Origin of the sequence: Micromonospora sp. MH33 (genome assembly GCF_003013775.1) — a bacterium.
GTDB classification, from domain to species: domain Bacteria; phylum Actinomycetota; class Actinomycetes; order Mycobacteriales; family Micromonosporaceae; genus Micromonospora; species Micromonospora fulviviridis.
The window spans coordinates 1-16,662 of the sequence record NZ_MUYZ01000015.1 but is presented as its reverse complement, the minus strand read 5'-3'; the positions used below and the strand labels follow the sequence as shown (position 1 = coordinate 16,662).

Below are 16,662 nucleotides of genomic sequence, written 5' to 3'. Positions count from 1 at the left end.
AGAACCCAGGATGACCGAGTTGCGGCACGACCTCACGGCGGTGGGCGGCGTCTACACCGTCCCCGCCTCCTACGCCCAGGAGCGGGTCTGGTTCACCGCCCAGCTCAGCCCCGGGCAGCCGCTGTTCACGATGACCGACGCGGTCACCCTGCCTCCCGGCGCGGGGCCGGAGCAGGCGCTCGCCGCGCTGCGGGCGGTCACCGAACGGCACGAGGCCCTGCGCACCACCCTGCGCCTGAGCGACGGCGAGCTCTACCAGGACATCCACCCCACGGTGCCGATCGAGCTGCCGGTGACCGACCTGTCCGGGCTGGCCGAGCCGGACCGGGAACGCGCCCGCGCCCAGATCGTCGCCGAGTACGCCCGCCTCGACCTGTCGATGGACCGCGCGCCGCTGTGGCGGGCCCGGCTGCTGCGGCTCGGCGCGGACACCTGGTGGCTGCTGTTCGCCGGGCACCACGTCATCCTCGACGGCACCTCACTGCTCAACCTGCGTGCCGAGCTGACCGAGCTGTGCGCCGCCGCCGTCGCGGGCCGCACGCCGGACCTGCCCGACCTGCCCATCCAGTACGCCGACTACGCCGCCTGGGAACGCGATCGCCTCGACGGCCCTCGGTGGGGCCAGCTGCGCGACTACTGGCGGGAGACGCTGACCGGCCTGCCCGTCGTGCACACGCTGACCACCGACCGTCCGCGCCCGCCGACCCGTACGTTCAACGGCGGCGACGTACGCCGCACCCTGCCCGAAGGCGTGGCGCAGGCGCTACCCGAGCTGTCCCAGCAGGCCGCCGCGACCCCGTTCATGGTGCAGCTGGCGGCCTATGTCGCGCTGCTGCACCGGCTGTCGGGCAGCGACGACATCGTGGTCGGCATGCCGGTGGTGGGCCGCGACCGTGCCGAGTTGGAGCCGCTGCTGGGCATGTTCATGAACATGCTGACGCTGCGGGTCGACGTCTCCGGTGATCCGCCGTTCCTGACCCTGGTCCGCCGGGTGCGCCACGTCGTACTCGATGCGTGGGACCACCAGGACATGCCGTTCCAGAAGCTCGTCGAGGAACTGGCGGTGCGGCGCGACCCCGGCGTGCCGCCGCTGTATCAGGTCACCTTCCACCATCTGCCGACCGGCCGCGGTGAGGCGTTCGGCGGCGCCATGGACGACCTGTCGCTGGAAATCGCCGGGAACGAGCTGCGGCTGGAGTACAACAACGCACTGTTCGAGGCCGCCACCATGGAGGCGTTCGCGGACCGCTACCTGCTGCTGCTCGCGGCCGCCGCCGCGGCGCCGCGGACCAGGGTGGGCGCGCTACCGATCATGTCGGACGCCGAGCGCGCCCAGGTCGTGACCGGCTGGAACGCCACTGACGCCCCGGTGCGCCAGACCACCCTGGCGGAGCTGTTCGACGACCAGGCCCGGCGTACCCCGGACGCGGTCGCGCTGGTCGACGGCGAAACCCGGCTGACCTACGCCGAGTTGTCCGCCGCCGCCGAGCAGGTGGCACGGCGGCTGATCGCGCACGGCGTAGGCCCTGAGTCGATCGTCGCCATCCACGAGCCCCGCTCCACCCGCCTGGTCGCCGGGCTGCTCGGCATCCACCGGGCCGGTGCGGCCTACCTGCCGTTGGATCCGGACTATCCGGCGCAGCGGCTGGCCTACATGCTCGCGGATGCCGGTGCCGAGGTGCTGCTGGCCGACGAGGTGCCGCAAGGGCTGGCCGTACCGGGCGTCGTGCTGCCGCTGACCGGCCCGGACGAGCCCGACACCGCTGCGGGCATCGCCGCCGGGCCGGGCAACGCGGCGTACCTGATCCTGATCTACACGTCAGGGTCCACCGGGCGACCGAAGGGCGTGATCAACGAGCACGCCGGCATCGTCAACCGGCTCGACTGGATGCAGGACACCTTCGGACTCGGACCGGACGACGCCGTCCTGCACAAGACGCCGATCGGTTTCGACGTGTCGGTCTGGGAGGTGTTCTGGCCGCTCATCGTGGGTGCGCGGCTGGTGCTGGCTCAGCCGGGCGGACACCGCGACCCGGCGTACCTGCGGGATCTGATCGAACGGGAGCGGATCACCACCGTCCACTTCGTTCCATCGATGCTGGACGCCTTCCTGGCCACGGCCGGTTCCGCCGACCTCGTTCGGTGCGGGTCGCTGCGGCGGATCGTGTGCAGCGGCGAGGAGCTGCCGATCGAACTCGCCCGCCGGGCCGTGGCCGCCCTCCCGGCCGCCGCGCTGCACAACCTCTACGGGCCCACCGAGGCCGCGATCGACGTCACCGCCTGGGCGGCTACGCCCACCGCGTTGGCCGGGGTCACCCGGGTGCCGATCGGCGGGCCCATCCGCAACGTCCGCACCTACGTGCTCGGCCAGGCTCTGCAGCCGGTGCCGGTCGGCGTCGCCGGGCAGCTTTACCTCGGCGGGGTGCAGGTGGCCCGGGGCTACCTGCACCGCCCCGAACTCACCGCCCGCACGTTCGTCGCCGACCCGTTCCATGGCGCCGGCGCTCGGCTCTACGCCACGGGTGACCTGGCCCGCTGGCGGACCGACGGCACCCTGGAGTTCCTCGGCCGTATCGACGACCAGGTGAAACTGCGTGGCCTGCGGATCGAGCTGGGGGAGATCGCCGCCGTGCTGCGCGAGCAGCCGGGCATCGGCTCCGCCGCCGTCGTCGTACGCGGTGCCACGCCCGCCGAACAGCGCCTGGTGGCGTACGTGACGCTGGCAGCAGGCACCGAAAGCCTGGACCAGACAGCGCTACGGGAGGCGCTGAAGCGGCGGCTGCCGGAATACATGGTGCCGTCGGGGTTCGTGCCGCTGGACGCGCTGCCCCTGTCTGCCAACGGAAAGCTCGACACCGCCGCGCTGCCCGCGCCCGGGCACGACGACAGCCGCGCCGCCGTGCGCCGGTCACCGGTCACCCCGGTCGAGCAGGCCATCGCCGCCGCCTGGCAGGACGTGCTGGGGGTCAAGGACGTCGGGCTCGACGACGACTTCTTCGAACTGGGCGGGCATTCGCTGTTGGCGATCCGGATGCTGGCCAAGCTGCGCGACGCGTACGGGCACATCGATGTCGGCGTGATGGACGTGTTCCAGCACTCGACCGTGCAGGGGCTGGCCGCGCTGATCGACGGCCCGGCCGACCGGGAGCGCCGGCGGCCGCTGCTCTACGAACTGACCAAGCCGGTCCCGGCGGGGCAGCGGGTGCGGTCCTACGTGTGCGTACCCTACGGTGGCGGGCTGGCCAGCATCTACCAGCCGCTCGCGGACGAGCTGCCGCCCGGGCACACGCTGTTCTCGGTGGCGGTCCCCGGCCATGACGTCGGGGTCAGCGACGCGGAGCTGCCCTTCGGTGAGCTGGTCGACCGGTGCGTGGCCGAGATCCAGGACCGGGTGGACGGCCCGCTGGTCCTGTACGGCCACTGCGTCGGCGGCGCCCTGCTGACCGGCATCGCCCGGCGGCTGCACGAGCAGGGCCGCCCGATCGACGCGATCTACGCCGGCGGCGTGTTCCCGACGGCCCGGCCGGACAACATGCTCGGCCGCCTGGTCGATTGGGTCGACTCCCGTGGCGCGGACCGGCGTTACGAGACGTTCCTGCGCTCGATCGGCGCCGAGCTGGCCGACCTGGACCAGGCGCAGGTCGACCGGTTCGTCCACCACGTGCGGCGGGAGGCCGCCGAGGCGCAGGAGAAGTTCACCGAGTGGCTGGAGGCCGAGCCGGCCCAGGTGCCCGCGCCGGTGATCTCCGTCGTCGGCACCCACGACATGCTCACCGAGTATTACCAGGAGCGCTACCGCGAGTGGAGCCTGCTCGGCGAATCCACCGCGCTGGTGGTCCTCGATCAGGCCGGGCACTACTTCATCAAGCAGCGGGCCAAGGCGCTCGCCGAGGTGGTCACCCAGACCCATCTCCGCCTGGCCGAGCCCCCCGCCGCGCAGGCCACCGCGGAGCGGCTCGCCGGTGACGGCTGGGAACTGGCCGCCACCAGCGCCGACCCCATCACCGCCGGCACCGACGTGCAGCCCGGCGTACGCCGGTTCCTGGCGCTCACCGCCAGCCAGCTGATCTCGGCCACCGGCTCGGCGCTGACCCAGTGGGCCGTACCCGTCTGGGTCTACCTGACCACCGGGTCGATGCTGTCGTTCGGCCTGTCCGGGGTGATCGCCTACCTCCCGGCGCTGCTGACGCTGCCGGTCGCGGGTGCCGTCGCGGACCGGTTCGACCGACGCAAGGTGCTGCTCGCCGCGTGCGCGGCCGCGGTGACGGCGGAGGCGCTGCTGGCCACGCTGCTGTGGACCGATCAGCCGGGGCTGGCCGCCGTCTACGCCCTGGTTTGTGTGCTCGGCGCGGCGTCGGTGTTCCAGCGCATCACCTACCTGGCCGCGATCCCGCAGGTCATGCCGAAGCGCTACCTGGGGCACGCCAACGGTATCGCCCAGCTGGCCGTGGGGCTCAGTTCGCTGGCGGTGCCGCTGCTCGCGGCGGGCCTGCTCGCGGCGATCGACCTGACCGGCGTACTGTTGATCGACATCGTGAGCTACGCGGTCGCGATCAGCGTGCTCGCGGTGGTGAAGTTTCCCAAGCTGCTCGGCCGCCGCCGCAAGGAGTCGTTCCTGGCCGAGCTGATCGGCGGGGCGCGGATGGCGTGGGCGCAGCCGGGGTTCCGGGCCATGCTGGGGTTCTTCTCGCTCTACAACCTTTGCCTGGCCAGCCTGCTGCTGGTGCCGCCGATGGTGCTCGCGTTCGGCACGATGGGCCAGGTCGGCACGGTCGCGTTCGCCGAGGCGCTGGGCGCGGTCCTGGGTGGACTCGTGATCGCGGTATGGGGTGGCCCGACCAGGCGCCGGATGCCGGCCCTGATCGCGATCGCGTTCGGGGTCGCGATCAGCCTGGTGCTCAGCGGCGTACGCCCGAACCTTGCGCTGGTCGCGCTCGGCAGCTTCGGCGTGGGACTGGGTCTGGGCCTGCACAACGGCATCTACCTGTCGATCATCCAGGTGAAGGTGCCGCAGCGGTTCCACGGCCGGGTGTTGGCGATCATCCAGACGCTGACCTGGGCGACGTTGCCGCTGGGTTTCGCCGTGCTGGTGCCGCTGAGCGGGTCGGTGCTGGAGCCGATGTTCGCTCCGGGCGGCGCCCTGGCCGACAGCGTCGGTGCCCTGATCGGGACCGGCGCCGGCCGAGGGCTCGGGTTCGCGTTCGTCGTGTCCGGGCTGGCCCTGGCCGTGGTGTCGCTGGGCGCCTACGGTCGGCGTCGGTTGCGCCTGTTCGACACCGACACCCCCGACGCTCCCGCGGATGCGACCGAGTGGCTATCGCACCAGAGCCGTCGCCGGGTCGACGATCTGTAGCCGCAGTTCCGAGGCGTACGCCTGGCCGGCCGCGTCGGTCAGCCAGGCGTCGCCCGGGCCGGGCAGCAACTCGGTGATGGTCAGCCCGACCCCCTCGCCGCCCTTCTCGTGCGCGCCGCGCAGCAGGGTGCACAGCAGCCGGGCGTAGACGCCGCTGGTCAGGTCGACGAAGCTGGGTTTGAGCTCGGTGTCGACCCGGACGAAGATCTGCTCGGGCAGGCCGAGGGCGAGCCTCCAGCGCCGCACCGCGAGGTAGCGTTCCCGCTCACCCTTCACCTTGTGCAGCCCACTGTCGCCGACCGTGGTGCGCCAGGTCTCGCGGACCAGCACGAGGTCGTCGACGGTGATGCGCGGGGTATGCCCGACATTCCCGGCCAGCTTCCACGTGTCGAACACCTGGTAGTCGAAGAGCGGCGCGAACACCTCCAGCAGCGGCCACTGCCGTCCGTCGCCCGCGTGCACCCGCAGGCTGCCGTCGGCTTCGGGTCGCACGGTGAGGCCGGTGATCGGAACGAGGCGGTCCGGGTCGGCGCCGGGGGCGCTGACGAAGCCGAGCTGCGCGTCGGCGGGTCCGTGCAGCCATTCCGCGATGCGGGCCGTGTGCCGGGGCCAGTCCGCCGGGGGCAGCAGCCGCACCCGGCCCTCGGGCAGGTCGGCCCGCATGCCGTCCCGCAACCGCTGCGGTTCCGGGTGCCCGTACGCGAAGAAGTGCGTGTCGAACGCGGCCAGGGCCACGTGCAGCTCGCCGAGCACGACGGTGAAGTCTCCCCGCAGCAGCGCCGCCTCGTCCGGGGCGCACAGGTGCACGTCGGGGCTGTGAATCCGGGCGGCGTCCCAGCCGGGCGCGGTGGCCGGGAACGCCGCGGCGACCCGCTCGGTCAGCTCGGCGCCGCCGAACCGCAGCTCCCGGGCGTCCGCATCGACGTCGGCCAGGCCGAGCACCTTCGCCCACCGGGCCAGGAAATCCGCGGTGACGGCCGCGCCGGGCGGGTCCGCCCCGAACACGATCGCCTGAGCCAGGAACCACAGGTCGGCCAGGGGAACGTCCGCAGTGGCCGAATCGGCCGACAGGTCGCGGTAGAGGGCGGCCAACGCTTCGGCGTACGCGTCGCCGATCGCCGCCGTCAGCCACCGGGCCGACAGCAGCAGCGGCTCCAGCGGAGCAAGCCGTTCCAGCAGCGCGTCACCGAAGCTGATGTCCAGGTCGCGTACGGTTTCCAGGTGGCACAGGGTGCGTCCGGCGTACACCTCGCCGGGGTGTCGCCGCGCGGCCTGACCGGTCAGCTCGACGAACTTCCGCTCCAGTGCGGACATGGCTGCGGCCAGGGCGTCCGGGCCGTCGGCGGCGGCCACCGCGTCGCGCAGTGCGCTGATGGTGGCCAGCTCAGCGAGCACCCGTTCGCGGACCAGGTCGTCGCCGATCGCGGCGAGCTGTTCGCGCAGCACATCCTCGGCGGTGAGGTCGATCGGCAGGTCGAACCCGATCCGCAGCACGCCGCGCTCGGCGAGTTCGTCGAGCTGCGCGTACACGTCGGCGGCGCGGCGGAACCCGCTCGCCGGGTCCGCGACCAGCGCGGAGGCGAGGTCCGCGACGCGCGATCGCCGCTGCGCCAGAGTCAGAAGCGTGGCCATCGCCGCCGGCAGTGCCTGCGGCGCTCGGTGCGGATGCAGCAGCACCCCGTCTCGCAGCGTCAGCTGGGGCGCCAGCCGCACCGGCAGCCAGTCCCGCACACCCTCCGCGCAGGCGAAGGCCTCGCCGAGCGCGTCCAGCGCCCACCGCTCCAGAAAAACCCGGCGGGTACGCGTCAAAGCCGCACCCGGGCGCACCGTGGCGACGGGACCGGGGCCACCCAGTTCCGTCCAGCAGATGGGACCGAAGAAGCCGACGGTGTCGTTCTTGAGGCAGTAACGCTGCCAGTATTTCGCGATGACCTCCTCGCGGTGCCGTCGACGCAGATTGCGCGGGGCGTGCGGGCCGTCACGCCGGATCGCGTCGACCGCGAGCAGGACGGCCGGATTCTGCCAGACAAGCGCAGTGCGGAACGCATCGTCGCAGGCGATGTCGTAGACGGCCCGGCCGAGATCCGTTGCGGCGGCGTCGAACGCGGCCTCGAAGGTGGCCGCGCCTGAGGCACCGGTGAGACAGCCGTCGGCGGCCGCCGCGAGCGCGGGCGCGGCGAACCGCTGCATCCCGGCCACTGGGAATCCGGCCGACCGCAGCAGCGCTGAACGCCACATGCGCCACGGGGTTCCGGCGAGGGACGTGAGATGCTCCTGGGGCATCCGGCAATGGTATGCATCCATGGACCTGCGGTGGGACGGTCAAACATGAGCTTCGGGCTGGTGTCGTTCGGCGAGGCGCTCGGCGATCCGGTACCGGTGGCGGACGTGGTGGGGCAGTACACCGACGACGTGAACCGGGTCCTCGGGTACGGTTACCGCCAGGTGCACCGCAGCGCCCCGGAGGTTGGCCTGACCGACCTCGCCGAGCGGGCCGCCCGCCAGGCCCTCGACGCCGCCGCGCTCGCCGCCGCGGAGGTGGACCTGCTGGTGCTGGCCAGCACCGACCTCACCGAGTACCTCTACTGGGACGCTGCAGCCGACCTGGCGCACCGGCTCGGCGCGGTCAACGCCGAAGCGGTGCTGCTCACTCAGGCGTGCACGACGGGTGTGCTCAGCTTCGACACGGTCGCGGGCAAGTTCGCCACCCACCCGCGGTACGCCAGCGCCTTGGTGGTGGCCGCGAACCGGACCTGTGAGGCGTACTGGAACCGGATGGACACGCAGCCGATGGTCTTCTCCGACGGCGCGGTCGCCACGGTGGCCCGGCGCGGGCATTCCCGGCTGCGCTGGCTCGCCACGGAGGCCGCCACCGACGGCCGCTACGCCGCCTTCCACCGGCTCGATGTGGGCGGCGCGGCTGCACCATTCGGCCCTGGTGCCGAGCCGCCTGCCGTCCGCGACGTGTGGCACGTGATGGAGTTCTTCGACTACGACGCCGAGCAGTTCGAGCAGTTCGCCCGGGACCTCGACGAGCGGGCCGTGCGGGTCACCGAGCGGGCCTGCGAGCGGGCGGACGTCAAGGTCACCGACCTGGCGCGCCTGATCCTGGTCAGCGACAACGAGCGGTCCATGGCGTCCCTGGCGCAGGCGCACAGGGTGCCGCTGGCGCGTACCAACCGGGAACTGGCCGCCGAGCACGGGCATCTCGGTGCGGCCGACCAGCTTTTCGGGCTGAGCCGCCTGCTCGCCGCCGGTGAACTCCGCGAGGGCGACCGGGTCGCGCTGATCTCACTGGGCCGGGGCATGCACTGGGCCTGTACCATCGTCGAGGTGTAAGCATCGATCGCCCGATCGGTTTGACAGCGCGCCGCCGCTGCCTGATGTCCGTTCTGGAAAGGGACACCGGATGTCCAGTCGCCTGGTGCGGCTCGTCGCCGACGTGCTGGCGTTGCCGGTTGATCAGGTCGACGCGCAGACCGGTCCCGCGACCACAGCGGCCTGGGTGAGCTTGCGCCACCTCCAAATCGTCGCGGCGGTCGAGGACACCTACGGGATCGCCATCACGCCACGGGAGATCCGGGCCGTTCGGTCGGTGGCGGACCTGCGCGAGTTGCTCGCGCGGCGGGGCATCGAGGAATGACGTTCGCCGCGCCGTCTCCGCTCAGCGACGCCGACCTCGGCACCGGGCTGTTCATCCGCCGCTTCGAGGAGGAACTGCTCCGCCTGTACGCGGACGGCCACCTCAGCGGCACCACGCACACCTGCCTCGGCCAGGAATACATCCCGGTCGCGCTGGCCCCGCTGCTGACCGGGGACTTCGTGTTCAGCAACCACCGGGGGCACGGGCACTACCTGGCCCACTGCGCTGATCCGGACGGCCTGCTGGCGGAACTGCTCGGCCGGCAGGGCGGGGTGTGCCATGGGCGCGGTGGCAGCCAGCACCTGCGCCGGGAACGGTTCCTGTCCACCGGCGTGCAGGGGGAGAGCCTGCCCGCCGCGGTCGGCGTGGGGCTGCACCTCAACCGCACCGGGCAGGACGGGATCGTGGTGACCTACATCGGTGACGGCACCTGGGGCGAAGGCGCGGTCTACGAGGCGCTCAACATGGCAAAGCTGTGGCGGGTGCCGCTGCTGGTCGTGGTCGAGCACAACCGGATCGCCCAGTCCACCCCGACCACCGAGCAGTTGGCCGGGACCATCGGCGGCCGGGTCGCCGGGTTCGGGATCACTTTCAGCGAGTCGGATTCGCTGGACCTCAACGAGGTGCGTGCCGCCGCCGCGCCGCACATCGAGCGGGTCCGCGCCACCCGGCAGCCGCATGTGCTGGTGCAGCACACGGTCCGACTCGGCCCGCACAGCAAGGGCGACGACTCCCGCCCGGCCGACGAGATTCGCCGGCTGCGCCACCTCGACTGGCTGGAGCGGTACGCGGTTGCGTACCCGCCACAGTTTTCGGCCGCTGACGCGCAGGCCCGGCAGCGGGTCGCGGAAATCTCGGCCGCGGCGCTGGCCCGGCCCCTGGTGAGCGGAGGCGCGGCGTGACGCGCGCCGAACGAATGAGCCAGCACCTCAACCGCGCCCTGCACGAGCTGTTCGCCGCCGACGAGCGGGCCTGGCTGCTGGGCGAGGATGTCGTCGACCCTTACGGCGGCGCCTTCAAGGTCACCCAGGGCCTGTCGACGGCCTACCCGGACCGGGTGCTGTCGACGCCGCTGAGCGAGAACGGCATCACCGGCATCGCGGGTGGCCTGGCGCTCTGCGGCGACACGGTCATCGTCGAGATCATGTTCGGCGATTTCGTCGGCCTCGCCTTCGACCCGATCATCAACTTCCTCACCAAATCCGTCGCCATGTATGGCGAGCACACCCCGATGCGCGTCGTGATCCGCTGCCCCGTCGGCGGTGGGCGGGGCTACGGCCCGACGCACAGCCAGAGCGTGCAGAAGCACTTCATCGGCATCCCGCACCTCGCGCTCTTCGAGCTGTCGCCACTGCACGACGCGGCCGACGTGCTCGCCGCCGCGCTGCGCCGCGGCGAACCGTCCATGCTGTTCGAGGACAAGATCCTTTACACCCAGCGGAGGTACGTGGACAACCGCGTCGACGACCGCCTCGCCTTCGAGCTGCTGGGCGCGGACCGCAACTGGGCCCGCGTCTACGACCCGGCTGCCGCCGCCGCGCCGACGCTGGTCATCGCCCCCGGCGGGGCCGCCAACCGGGCGATCGCCGCCGCCAGGAAGGCCTGGGAGCAGGGGCATAATGTCGAGGTGCTGGTCCCAGCCCGGCTCTACCCCTTCGATGTCGACGGTGTGCTCGGCCTGCTCGACGGCGCCGACGGCGTGATCGTCGCCGAGGAGAGCACGGCTGGCGGCACCTGGGGGAGCGAGGTCGCCACCCGGCTCTACGCCGCCGCGTGGCCGCTGCTGCGTCGGCCGATCGAGCTTGTCAGCTCGGCCGCCAGCATCATTCCGTCGGCACCGCACCTGGAACGGGCGGTCCTGCTCAGCGCGGACACGATCCTGGAACGGATCATGCACCGCGCCACTGGCGAGTCTGCCGCGTCGGGAGCGGCAAGTCGCGATCGGGCTGCGCCGTCGTGGCAAACGCCCGGCACGGCTCCGGTTTCCAGCACCGGTTCGCCGCTGACCAGGTTGCGCCAGGCGCGGGCGGTGGAGCAGGGTGTCGCGGTGAGCGTACCCAAGCTCAACAACAACGACGACAGCTATGTGCTGCTGGAGTGGCTGGTCCCGGCCGGTGCCACCGTCGAGATCGGACAGGTGATCGCGGCCGTCGAGACCTCCAAGGCGATCGAGGAGCTGGCGGCGACGCACGCGGGCGTCCTGCGCCAGGACCTCGCCGCCGGGGCCGACTGCGTCCCGGGCTCGACCATCGGCTACATCCTGTCCGCCGGTGCCTTCCCTGCCGCGGCGCCCCCGGTCGCCGAGCCGTCCGTGGTGACGCAACCGGCGCTGCCGGGGCGGCCGCTGCCACCGTCACAACGCCGCATCGCCGACGTGGTGGCGACCTCACACCGGGAGATCCCGGTCGCCTTCACCGCCGTGCGGGTCGACGTGACCGTCGCCCTCGCGTACGCGCGCCGGGCCGCCGACGAGACCGGCGCCGACGTCAGCCTGACCGAGGTTGTCATCGCTGCCGTGGCCAGGTTGCACGAGCAGTTCCCTGCCCTCTACGCCCAGCTCACCGGGGACGGCCGGGTCATCGAGGCGGCACAGCCGTCGGTCGGGCTCACCGTGGACGTCGGCACCGGGTTGTTCCTGCCGGTGATCCGCGACGCGGCGAAGCTGGACCTGGGCGACCTCGCCGACACTGTCGTCGAGCTGCGGATGAAGGCGCTGCGCAACCGGCTACGCGAGGACGACATGGCCGGGATGAACTTCCTGGTCGCGCTCAACAACACCCCCGGGGTGATCTACGCCCAGCCGATCATCCCGCCCGGCGTCACCTGTGCCCTGTCGGTGCCCGACGTGCACCGCGAGGTCGTGCTGGACGTCGGAGGTGAGGTGCGCGAGCGGATGATGGCGGACCTCGGGCTGGCCTACGACCACCGGCTGGTCAACGGGGCGCAGGCCGGGGCGTACCTGGCCGCGCTTAGCGTCGCCCTGCAACGGTAACCGTGGAGCCGTTGCGCGCCGGCGCCGGAAACCGGAGGTGGCATGGTCAAGGGGTGGCACGGCTGAGTCGGTACGTTCAATGGCGCGGCGCTCATCTCGGTGGCCGTACTGCCGTTGGCCGCGCTGGTGGTGTGGGGCTCTGGCGCGCCGTCGGAGTGTCACCGGCACCACGCCGGCGTGGCGGATGTCGCTGGCCGAGGTCGGCATCGTGTACGGGACGGTGCCGTGGGTATGGATGATCATGTTGCCGGGCGATCGGGCCGGCGCCGTCCCCGGTCGGGTGAGCCTGGTACCGCTGCGGGATCTGCTCACGATCGCCGCCGCCGGGCCGCTGACGGCGACGGGCCAGGTCGTCGGCAACCTGCTGGTGTTCGCGGCGCTGGGGTTCTTCGCCCGCCCCGGTTCCGGCCCCGCGACGGTAGTCCGGCCGGCGAGCGCGACATCCGCCAGCCACGCCCTGTACCAGTGGCTGCGGCCGGGCAACAGCCTGGGGTTCATCTCGTACGAGTGGGGTCTCGGCGGGGGTAAGAGCGTCACGGAGACGGGCCGGGCCGGGCCGATCGCTGGTAACGCGGTAGGCGAAGGTCTGTTCGTCGAGGCGGCCGTAGGTCATGGAGGCGGTGACGAGCAGTCCGGCGAGGTCGTAGCCGAAGGCGGCGAGGGTCAGGTCGTCGAAGTCGACGACGGCGATGTCTTCGCCGTCCACGAGGTAGTTCCGGATGTTCGGGTCCTTGTAGAAGGCTGTTGGCGGGCTGGGGCGATCGAGTAGGGCGGCCACTGCCGTCGCGTCGACGCCCGCGGCGGCGGCAGCGGTGCAGGGCCGCGCGGCGTGGGTTGGCGAAGTCCGGGATCACTCGGGGCAGGTCGGCGACCGCTGGTGTGTGCCCCACGGCCTTGATGACGACGGCTACGCGTATACCGAGATGGTGGTTTGCAAGGGAGTCATCTTCAGTACGCGAGACTGCCTCAGCCGCAGGAAATGCCTACACCTCGGGGGGGGGGGGGACTCAACTCGACCGATTTGGCAGCGGGTGGCGGTAGTTTCTGTGACCCTGGCCCCGTGGGCGCAGCACCCGGGGGTGAACCCGTCGAGTTGCGGGTGCACGGGGTGTACGGCGCGTCGGCGGAGACGATCCTCGACCACCCGATCGTGGTGCGTGTCGCCGGGGACCGGCACGCCGGGTTCTACCGCACCCGGCCCGGGACCGGCACGGCCAGCGGCGCCGCCGGGGTCGCCGTCGAGGCGTACCGCTGGGGTGCCCTGACTGCCGGTGCGGCGGTACGCACGGCCTCGATGCTGCTGCTGTTGCCGTTCATGCTGGGTAACCTCGCGATCTGGCTGCGCCCGACGTCGACCGACCGGTGGGGTCTGCTCGGCGCGTTGTGTCGCTTGCTCGCCGGCACCCTCACCGTGGCGTTCACGCTCGCGCTCGTCGGGGTCACGCTGAACCTCGTCGGCTGGCAATGCGTGCCCTACGTCGAGTGCCGGGCTGATCGCCCGTACCTGTCCTGGCTCGCCGCGATGCCGATAGGTCCCCGCCTGGCCCTGCTGTCGCTGATCCCGCTGCTCGCGCTGCGCGTGATCTGGGCAATCGGCGCCCGGTCGGCGCGGGCACTCGAGGGTTTCGACCCGACACCGGCGGAGCCGAAGTCATCGGAGCGGACCGAGAGCCTGTCGACGCCCGGGTTCTGGCACGACGAGCGGGTCACGTTCTGGCTGCGCCAGATCCACGTCGGGATCGGCGCCGGCACGCTGGACGCCAGCCTCCTCGCCGGCGTCTCCGACGGCGGACGGAATCCACTCGGCCCACTGCTGTTCGATGCCGCCGCCGCCCTGGTGGTGTTCTGCGCGGTACTGCTCTGCCTGCCCGCGCCGGCCAGCCAGGCGCAGGCCCGTCACCTCCCGCGCCTGCTGTGGGTGATCACCGCCGTGGTGACCGCTCTGAGCCTCAGCTACGCCGCCCTCACCCGATCGGTCCATCCCACAGCCGGGCAACTGCCCCGCTACGAGGCCGCCGCCGCCGGCCTGACCGCGGTCCAAGGCGTCCTGCTCGTCACGATCGCCATCGTCACGCTCGCACGAGCGCGGGCGAACCCGACCGGGGCCCCGCCTTTCCTGCGCGGGCTCGGCACGCCGCTCGTGGCGGCGCTGTCGGTCAGCGTCGCCGCGGCATTCACCGCCACGCTGGTCTTCCGGGTCGCCGACCAACTTGACCGCGGCGACATCCCCGACCCGATCCGGCCTAACCCACCTGCCATCGGTCCCCTCGAACCGCCCGTCGCCTACTGGTGGGCGGCGCTCGCCGGACTCGCCGCGCTGCTGATCGTCGCCGCGGCAGCCGTCGCCACGCTCCTGCTCAGCCGCCGGCGGCGACGCGCAATGGCAGAGCGCGTTGTCGCACACGACTTTCCCCACGTCCCCCCATACGCGGCGCGTCGGCTCCACGACGTGCGCGAGACCGTCGCCAAGTCCCACGTGACCGAGGAACTCGGCCCGATGCTCGTCGCGTTCTTCCTGATCTCCTCGCTCGGCCTGGCCACCATCGCCCTCGACCTGATCGGGGTCGGGCCCACCCAGCTCGCCGCTCAACTCAGCGGAACGCGCGGCGCAACCGCGCTGCTCGCCGCGTACGTCACGGACGCCGGGATCTGGGTCATCAGCCTGTTCGTCATCGGCCTCGTGATCCTCGGATACCGCTCATACCGATCCGCCGAGACCCGACGCCTCGTGGCGGTCCTCTGGGATCTGGGCACCTTCTGGCCGCGCACCGTCCACCCCTTCGCACCCCCCTGCTACGCCGCCCGAGCCGTGCCCGAACTGGCCAAACGGGTCACCGCGCTCGCCGCACAAGGCCCGGTCGTCATCTCCGGGCACAGCCACGGCTCCGTCCTCGCCGCAGCCACCGTCCTGCAACTGCCACCTGCCGCCCTGCCCAGAGTGTCGCTGCTGACCGACGGCAGCCCCCTGCGCCGCATCTACGCCCGCCTCTACCCGGCCTACCTCGGCCAGCACGCCCTGTGCGACATCGGCGAACGCCTCGACTGGCGATGGCACAACCTCTGGCGGGACACCGACCCAATCGGCGGACCCATCTTCGACCACCACCGCGGCGCCCAGCCACCATCCAACCCGGCCGCCAACTCGGTGGATGTCCGACTCCGGGACCCCCGCGCCCTCACCATCGACCCAGCGGATACCGTCCCACCGCCCGTCGAACGCCACTGGCCCTACCACACCGACCCCCACTATCAGGCCGCCGTACAGGACCTCATCGACCGAACCAACCACCACGGCACCGAGAACACGGCCTAATGTCCGCCCCTGGCGACCTGCAGCAGTGGCGCGTCGAGTCGCAGCCTGGCCGCACGGTGCTGACCTGACGGGTGAGCTGGACGTCAGCAGCGTGGACGAGGTACGCGGCCTGCTGACCGGAACGATCCGTGCGACCCCCGTGGTCGATGTTGACCTGACGGGGCTGACGTTCATCGACTCGACGATTCTCGGCGCGCTCATCGCGGCCCACCGCGACGCGGCCACATCGGGTGGCTGCCTGACACTGCTCAACCCGACCGGCCATGTCCGGCGAGTCCTCACCGTTACCGGCGTCCTACCGCTGCTCGGGGCAGACAGGCCAGGAACGGCCAGACCCCAGGTCCCGTAGACCCTCGTCCGGACCCCTGGTGCGGGCAGAGGACAGCATGTCGGCTCCATCCCTGGTCGGCAGGGGCCGCTTCGGGCGTTGCACGCCTGGCGGGCAACAACCGTCTTCGGGCCGGCCACCCAGGCGGCTGGCGTCGTCGCCACCCCACTCAAGACGAGGATCCAAACGCGTTCACCCCAGGTCACCGAAGTAGGTTTCCTCCTTGCCGAGCAGCAGCGGTGGCTCGGGCCGGTCCAACCGACCGGACCAGGACGCGGGCAGCGGCTGTGGCCACGGGTGCGCCACCGTGCCGCGACGCGGCAGCCGCGGCGGCGAGAGTAACCCCGCCAACGCTGCACCCTGGTCGGCAGTCAGGGGATGGGAGCGGCCGGTGTACCGCAGCCGGCCCCGCCGGTCGAACCGACCCAGCACCACGGTCTGCGGGCATCTGATACCGCCGGTCACCCCGCCGACGATCGCCTCGGTCACGATCCGGGTCCGGAACTTCCACCAGCCGCGCCGGCCCGGCTCGTACCGGCCGGCCAGGCGCTTGCTCACCACGCCCTCGATGCCGGCCGCGACTGCTCGAGGCGGGCCCGCCGTTCCGACAGCGGCAGGTCCAGGACCACCTCGCCGCCGGCGTCGACCAACAGATCGAACAGCACGTCGTGGGCGGGGCAGTCGTGGACCAGGCGCAGCAGCCAGCGGCCGGCGGTGACCCGCCGCTGGAGCAGCGCGAAGTTCGTGCGGCCGCGCTCCCACACGATCAGCTCGCCGTTAATCTCTAGTCTCGCTGGTCGTCCGTGTCCTGACCTGCCACCTTGTTTCGTGAACATGTCCAGGACGAGGTTGTCCAGGCTTGTCGGCGGTTCGCGACGAGAGGCCGGACAGCTATCCGGCGTGGCCCTCGGCCGTCATGCATCGATGCGAGGCATGGTGGTCATTCGGTTCGGCTTAGGGCGCGTCTCAGTTGGTGGCCTTGGTCAGCCTGCGGTAGCAGATGAGCAGGCAGCCGATGTCGGCGAACGCGAGG

Annotated in this window: 11 protein-coding genes; 7 read left to right on the top strand and 4 right to left on the bottom strand. The window is 71.8% G+C overall.

All coding sequences use genetic code 11. From position 1 onward, the window contains the following. Positions 1–10 precede the first annotated feature (10 nt). Entirely contained in the window at positions 11–5,353 is a 5,343-nt protein-coding gene (locus B0E53_RS04840; protein ID WP_107074866.1) for a non-ribosomal peptide synthetase/MFS transporter, read from the top strand. Here B0E53_RS04840 and B0E53_RS04835 read toward each other — a convergent pair. Then, positions 5,315–7,636: a lantibiotic dehydratase gene (locus B0E53_RS04835; protein ID WP_107074865.1), complete on the bottom strand. Its 2,322-nt coding sequence runs from the start codon at positions 7,634–7,636 to the stop codon at positions 5,315–5,317. The two genes, B0E53_RS04840 and B0E53_RS04835, sit on opposite strands and share 39 nt — an antisense overlap. Positions 7,637–7,681: 45 nt before the next feature. Between B0E53_RS04835 and B0E53_RS04830 the strand changes: the two genes are divergently transcribed. From B0E53_RS04830 to B0E53_RS04815, 4 genes are all read left to right on the top strand, one after another. Next, positions 7,682–8,692, top strand: coding sequence for a 3-oxoacyl-[acyl-carrier-protein] synthase III C-terminal domain-containing protein (locus B0E53_RS04830; RefSeq protein WP_107074864.1), 1,011 nt, complete (start codon positions 7,682–7,684; stop codon positions 8,690–8,692). Between the two features lie 85 nt (positions 8,693–8,777). Further along, entirely contained in the window at positions 8,778–8,996 is a 219-nt protein-coding gene (locus B0E53_RS04825) for an acyl carrier protein (protein WP_246835243.1), read from the top strand. Then, complete coding sequence (locus B0E53_RS04820; protein WP_107074862.1) at positions 8,993–9,898, top strand: thiamine pyrophosphate-dependent dehydrogenase E1 component subunit alpha; 906 nt, start codon at positions 8,993–8,995, stop codon at positions 9,896–9,898. Before B0E53_RS04825 ends, B0E53_RS04820 begins: the two co-directional genes overlap by 4 nt. Beyond that, positions 9,895–11,988 carry a 2-oxo acid dehydrogenase subunit E2 gene (locus B0E53_RS04815; RefSeq protein ID WP_107074861.1) on the top strand — a complete coding sequence of 698 codons (2,094 nt, stop codon included), beginning with the start codon at positions 9,895–9,897 and terminating at the stop codon, positions 11,986–11,988. The genes B0E53_RS04820 and B0E53_RS04815 overlap by 4 nt, the downstream gene beginning before the upstream one ends. Positions 11,989–12,079: 91 nt before the next feature. Here the strand turns inward: B0E53_RS04815 and B0E53_RS39075 are convergent, their stop codons facing one another. Beyond that, positions 12,080–12,766 (bottom strand): phosphotransferase, encoded by a 687-nt coding sequence (locus tag B0E53_RS39075; RefSeq protein WP_246835242.1) that lies wholly within the window; start codon positions 12,764–12,766, stop codon positions 12,080–12,082. Between the two features lie 282 nt (positions 12,767–13,048). Between B0E53_RS39075 and B0E53_RS04800 the strand changes: the two genes are divergently transcribed. Together B0E53_RS04800 and B0E53_RS37330 are read left to right on the top strand one after the other, a co-directional pair. Further along, positions 13,049–15,301 (top strand): hypothetical protein, encoded by a 2,253-nt coding sequence (locus B0E53_RS04800; RefSeq protein WP_107074860.1) that lies wholly within the window; start codon positions 13,049–13,051, stop codon positions 15,299–15,301. 25 nt (positions 15,302–15,326) lie between these two features. Continuing rightward, positions 15,327–15,650 (top strand): STAS domain-containing protein, encoded by a 324-nt coding sequence (locus B0E53_RS37330; RefSeq protein ID WP_281492835.1) that lies wholly within the window; start codon positions 15,327–15,329, stop codon positions 15,648–15,650. Between the two features lie 171 nt (positions 15,651–15,821). On the opposite strand, the gene B0E53_RS39070 is transcribed toward B0E53_RS37330, so the two are convergent. Further along, positions 15,822–16,187 (bottom strand): hypothetical protein, encoded by a 366-nt coding sequence (locus B0E53_RS39070; protein WP_246835241.1) that lies wholly within the window; start codon positions 16,185–16,187, stop codon positions 15,822–15,824. After that, positions 16,184–16,393 carry a hypothetical protein gene (locus B0E53_RS39065; protein WP_246835240.1) on the bottom strand — a complete coding sequence of 70 codons (210 nt, stop codon included), beginning with the start codon at positions 16,391–16,393 and terminating at the stop codon, positions 16,184–16,186. Before B0E53_RS39065 ends, B0E53_RS39070 begins: the two co-directional genes overlap by 4 nt. Positions 16,394–16,662: the final 269 nt, after the last annotated feature.